Annotated in this window: 4 protein-coding genes; 3 read left to right on the top strand and 1 reads right to left on the bottom strand. The window is 54.2% G+C overall.

Annotation, left to right across the window (positions count from 1 at the left end):
• Window positions 1–198 precede the first annotated feature (198 nt).
• Window positions 199–999, bottom strand: coding sequence for a 3-methyl-2-oxobutanoate hydroxymethyltransferase (gene panB, locus VEI96_06055; GenBank protein HXX57545.1), 801 nt, complete (start codon window positions 997–999; stop codon window positions 199–201).
• 160 nt (window positions 1,000–1,159) lie between these two features.
• On the opposite strand from panB, the gene ppdK reads away from it, so the two are divergent.
• From ppdK to pnp, 3 genes are all read left to right on the top strand, one after another.
• Window positions 1,160–3,877 carry a pyruvate, phosphate dikinase gene (ppdK, locus tag VEI96_06060; protein HXX57546.1) on the top strand — a complete coding sequence of 906 codons (2,718 nt, stop codon included), beginning with the start codon at window positions 1,160–1,162 and terminating at the stop codon, window positions 3,875–3,877.
• 108 nt (window positions 3,878–3,985) lie between these two features.
• Entirely contained in the window at window positions 3,986–4,255 is a 270-nt protein-coding gene (gene rpsO / locus VEI96_06065; GenBank protein HXX57547.1) for a 30S ribosomal protein S15, read from the top strand.
• Window positions 4,256–4,268: 13 nt separating this feature from the next.
• A partial coding sequence (gene pnp, locus VEI96_06070) for a polyribonucleotide nucleotidyltransferase (protein ID HXX57548.1) occupies window positions 4,269–5,683 on the top strand: 1,415 nt, incomplete at its 3' end.

Here is a 5,683-nt window from a genome sequence, read left to right on the forward strand (position 1 = left end):
AGCGAAAAAACTATATCAGAACGCGGCGACTATTTCAATGAAATTTTTCTAAGATAAGCTTCTCAAAGAAAATTTTCGGTTTCGCCTTCTCCACATAAAAGATGATGCATGAAAGGAACGGTTACTTCATGGAGGTGCGGAATATGGAATAAAGATAGAGAAGGAGACTGTTTAGAGATAAGGGAGGGTCTTATCTTCTCATCGGAAGCTCTGTTCATCTGCCGGAAACACTCCCGCCTCGACTTCCTCCTTATAGGCCTTAACCGCGGTCAGGGCATCCTCCTTCAGATTCGCATATCGTTTCACGAATTTTGGAACGAACCGTTCGAACAGGCCGAGGGCGTCGTGTATCACGAGCACCTGGCCGTCGCAGTGCGGGCCCGCTCCGATGCCGATCGTCGGGATCGAAAGTTCTCCGGTTATCTTCGCCGCCAGATCGAGGGGAATGGCCTCGAGGATGACTGCGAAGGCTCCTGCATCTTCGACTGTGTGTGCTTCGCCGAGCAATCTCCGGGCGGATACTTCGCTCTTTCCCTGGACCTTGTACCCTCCCATCTGATGGATCGCCTGAGGGGTAAGCCCTATGTGAGCCATCACCGGTATACCGGCCTGGGTTATGGCCCTGATCGTTTCCTTCACCTCAACCCCTCCTTCGAGCTTTACCGCTGAGGCGCCCGCTTCTTTTAAAAACCTCCCTGCATTGCGAACTGCATCTGCAGCCGATGTCTGATAGGACAGGAAAGGCATGTCTCCTATGACCATGGCATTTCTCGCCGCCCTCGACACGATCCTTGTATGGTAAATCATCTCGTCCATCGTTACTGCCAGGGTATCGTCCAGGCCTTGAACGACCATCGCCAGAGAATCGCCGACGAGAATCGCATCGAGGCCCGCTTCATCGGCTATCAGCCCGAAGGGGTAGTCATAGGCGGTCATGATGGTAATCTTCCTGCGTTCCGCTTTCTTCTTGAAGAGATCATGTACCGTAACCTTGCCCATATTTCGCTCCTCTTTCCTTGATAAATCTTACCACAATTGTGACCGAAAATAATCCTTCGCTTGTAGAAGGCAGATGTGAGGAAAGGCTTGAATTTTTTGCATTATCTAAGTTAGTCTATCTGCCTGATGCGTTAACATTCAACCTTTGGAGGGTCTCTTTATGGCAAGGAAATATGTCTTCTTTTTTGGGGACGGAAAAGCGGATGGAAAGGCTGATATGAAGAATCTTCTCGGCGGCAAAGGGGCGAACCTCGCAGAGATGACGAACCTCGGCATCCCCGTCCCGCCCGGGTTTACCATAACGACGGAAGTCTGTACCCTCTACTATAAGAACAATCGCAAATATCCTAAGGAGCTGAAAGGCCAGGTGGATGCCGCGATGACAAAGGTTGAGAAGATCATGAAGAAGGGATTCGGAGACCCCGAAAATCCCCTCCTCGTTTCTGTTCGTTCCGGGGCGCGCAGTTCGATGCCCGGTATGATGGAGACTGTTTTGAACGTCGGTCTCACATCGAAGACGATTCCCGGACTCGTGAAAAAGACGAACAACGAGCGGTTCGTCTACGATGCCTATCGCCGCCTCATGATGATGTATTCCGACGTCGTTATGGAGAAGGCGGCGGGTATAGAGCCCGCTGAGGGGGAGGCGATCCGTCAGAAGCTGGAGCATGCCATGGAGAGGGTGAAGAGGGAAAAGGGTTACGGAAGCGATACCGACCTGACCGTGGATGACCTGAAGAGACTCTGCGAAGAATTTAAGACGATTATTAAGAATACACTCAGGAAGGAATTTCCCGATGAGCCCAGGGAACAGCTCTGGGGAGGCATCGGCGCTGTCTTCCAGTCGTGGCTGGGCAAAAGGGCGGTATCCTATCGGAGGATCGAGAAGATACCGGAGGAATGGGGTACCGCGGTCAATGTCCAGTCGATGGTCTTCGGGAATACCGGCGACAATTCCGCAACGGGGGTCGCCTTTACCCGGAACCCTGCGACGGGCGAAGACATGTTCTTCGGCGAGTGGCTTCCGAATGCCCAGGGTGAAGATGTTGTGGCCGGAATAAGGACGCCAAACCCGGTGAACAAGGCAGGGAAGACCGAGGACACACGGCATCTTCCCGCTCTTGAAGAGGCGATGCCGAAGGTATATCAACAGTTATTCACGATCGAGAAGAAACTCGAGAAGCATTACCGGGACATGCAGGATATCGAGTTTACGATTGAAGACGGGCGGCTCTGGATGCTCCAGACGCGGGTCGGCAAGCGCAACGGACAGGCCGCGATCCGCATGGCTGTCGAGATGGCGAAGACAAGGCTGATCGGTAAAGATACGGCGCTGCTCCGTGTCAAACCTGAACAGATCGATGAACTCCTCCATCCGAGCGTCGATCCTTCTGCTGAAAAGAGGGCCGTTGAGCTCGCGAAGGGCCTTCCCGCAGGCCCCGGCGGGGCCATAGGAAAGGTCGTCTTCACCGCCGACGACGCGGAAGAATGGGCGAAGAATGGAGAGAGGGTGATACTGGTGAGGAACGAGACATCTCCCGAAGACGTCCACGGCATGCATGCCGCTCAGGCGATCCTTACCGCAAAAGGGGGGATGACAAGCCATGCCGCCCTGGTTGCGAGGGGGTGGGGGAAGTGCTGCATCGTGGGTTGTTCCGCCCTCGATATAGATATTCAGAAGAGAGAGGTTCGGGTAAACGGCAGGACACTGAGAGAGGGTGACTGGATAACGCTGAACGGGACGAAAGGCCGCGTCTATGAAGGGAAGCTCGATCTCATGCCCGCGGACCCTGAGCACAATCTCTGGTATAAGGAACTCATGAAATGGGCTGACCTGTTCAGGAGACTCGGTGTCAGGACGAACGCCGATACACCGCAGGACGCGACCGTGGCGAGGAGCTTCGGTGCCGAGGGCATAGGACTCTGCAGGACGGAGCATATGTTCTTCGAGTCCGAGCGGATCCGGTCCGTACGGGAGATGATACTCTCCGATACCGTCGAGGGAAGGAAGAGGGCACTCGCAAAACTCCTCCCGGTGCAGAAGAGCGACTTTGTCGGGATATTCAGGGCGATGCACGGACTTCCCGTAACCGTGCGGCTCCTCGACCCGCCGCTCCACGAATTCCTTCCCCACACCGAAAAAGAGTTGCGGGAACTCTCTCAGGAAATGGGGGTCTCTTTTGAACAACTGAACGCCAAGAATCAATCACTCCACGAATTCAACCCGATGCTCGGACATCGCGGCTGTCGACTGGGTGTGACATTCCCCGAGATATACGAGATGCAGGTGCAGGCGATCATGGAGGCCGCCTGTGAGCTCAAGAAAGAGAAGGTCAAGGTTATCCCCGAGATCATGATCCCCCTTGTCGGTCACGTGAAGGAACTCGAAACATTGCGGCAACTCACGGTTTCGGTCGCGGACAGGGTTCAGAAGGAATACACGGTTAAGGTTCCCTATACCGTCGGGACGATGATAGAGCTGCCCCGCGCCTGCGTGACCTCCGATGAGATAGCGGCCTATGCGGATTTTTATTCCTTCGGGACGAACGACCTCACCCAGACTGTTTACGGGCTCTCGAGGGACGATGCTGGGAGGTTCCTGCCCTTCTATGTCGAAAACGGGATACTGAAGGATGACCCGTTCATCACGATCGACCGGATCGGGGTCGGTGCCTTCATGAAGACTGCGGTCGAGAAAGGCAGGAAAGTCAGGAAGGGTATGAAAATGGGGATATGCGGTGAACACGGCGGGGAACCGAAGTCCGTTGAGTTCTGTCATGAGATAGGGCTTGATTATGTGAGCTGTTCTCCCTTCAGGGTCCCCATCGCGCGGTTTGCGGCTGCTCAGGCCATGTTAAAGGAGAAGGCGAAGAAGTAATACATACAGAGGGAAGCGCATTCCCTTTTCCATGCAGCGACTGATTTAGCCATACGGATATGGTATCATAGAAAACCAAAGAAGAGACTTGAGAAAGGCGGTGATTAGATGTCACTCGAAAAGGAAAAGAAACAGGTTCTTATCAACGAATATAAAATTCATGAAAATGACACCGGGTCGCCTGAGGTCCAGATAGCGATCCTGAGCGAAAGGATCAGCTATCTTACGGAACATTTCAAGACACACAAGAACGACCACCACTCGCGCCGCGGCCTTTTAAAGCTCGTCAGCCAGCGGAGGAGGCTCCTCGACTACCTTAAAGGGAGCAGCAAGGAGCGCTACAGTAAGGTTGTTGAACGTCTAGGTCTAAGGAAATAGGAGAACGATATCGATGACGAAAGTTGAGGTCGAGATCAGAGGGAAGAAACTTTCCCTCGAGACAGGTGAGATAGCGAAACAGTCTGACGGTGCGGTCGTTGTGCGATGCGGTGATACGGTGCTGCTCGCCACCGCTGTTGCGAATAAACAGGTTAAGGAAGGTCTCGATTTCTTTCCCTTGACCATGGACTATCAGGAAAAGACGTTTGCGGCAGGCAAGATACCTGGCGGATATTTCAAGAGGGAAGGCAGGCCCACGGAGAAGGAGGTACTCACGTCCCGCCTCATAGACCGTCCCATAAGACCGCTCTTCCCTGACGGGTTCCGTTCGGAGACGCAGGGAATTGTCTCCGTGCTTTCCTATGGTGAGGAGAACGTCTCCGACATCCTCGGGATAACGGGCATGTCGGCGGCTTTGACGATTTCCGATGTCCCCTTTCACGGACCCGTTGCCGCAGTCAGGGTCGGTTTGATAAACGATGATCTTATTATCAACCCCGATCTGTCGGAGTCAGACGGATTGAGACTGAATATCGTGGTCGCCGGCACGGACAGCGCCGTCCTCATGGTGGAAGGCGGTGCCTTAGAGGTGTCGGAGAAGATACTCCTCGATGCCATTGAATACGGCCATGCTGAGATCAAGCGGATCGTGGCGATTCAGAACGAACTGAGAACGCTCGTCGGAAAGCCGAAGAGACCTCTCGTGCAGAAGGCGGTCGATGAGGAGCTGCAGGCCGGCGTAAAGGCATATGTCCTCGATCGCATCAAGGAGCTCATATCCATCCCGGGAAAACTGAGGAGACAGGAAGCCCTCGATATGTTGCTTGAGGACGCCCTGAAGCATTTCGATGCCCAAGAGAAAGGCATCGCGAAAGAGATTGCGAACATATTCTTCGACGTCGAAAAGGAACTCGTGAGAAGGATGGTCCTCGATGAAGGAATACGTGCCGACGGGAGGAGGCCTGATGAGATACGGCAGATAACCTCGAGGGTCGGTTTCCTGCCGAGGACGCACGGTTCGGCCCTTTTTGTCAGGGGCGAAACCCAGGCGCTCGTTGCCGTTACCCTCGGGACCGCAGATGACGAGCAGAAGATAGAGACCCTCGAAGGCGAAACCTATAAGACCTTCATGCTCCATTACAACTTCCCTCCCTTCAGTGTCGGTGAGGTGAAGCCATTGCGTTCACCGGGCAGAAGGGAGATTGGCCACGGGGCTCTTGCCGAAAGGGCGATGAAGGCCGTGATTCCGCCAAAGGAGGTATTCCCCTACACCATAAGAATCGTATCGGACATCCTCGAGTCGAACGGATCTTCTTCGATGGCGACGGTCTGCGGCTCGACCCTTGCGCTCATGGATGGAGGAGTGCCGATCAAGGCGCCGGTAGCGGGGATAGCGATGGGAATGATCCAGGAGGGAGACAAGACCGT

The sequence above is a fragment of the Thermodesulfovibrionales bacterium genome, assembly GCA_035622735.1.
Classification (GTDB): Bacteria; Nitrospirota; Thermodesulfovibrionia; order Thermodesulfovibrionales; family UBA9159; genus DASPUT01.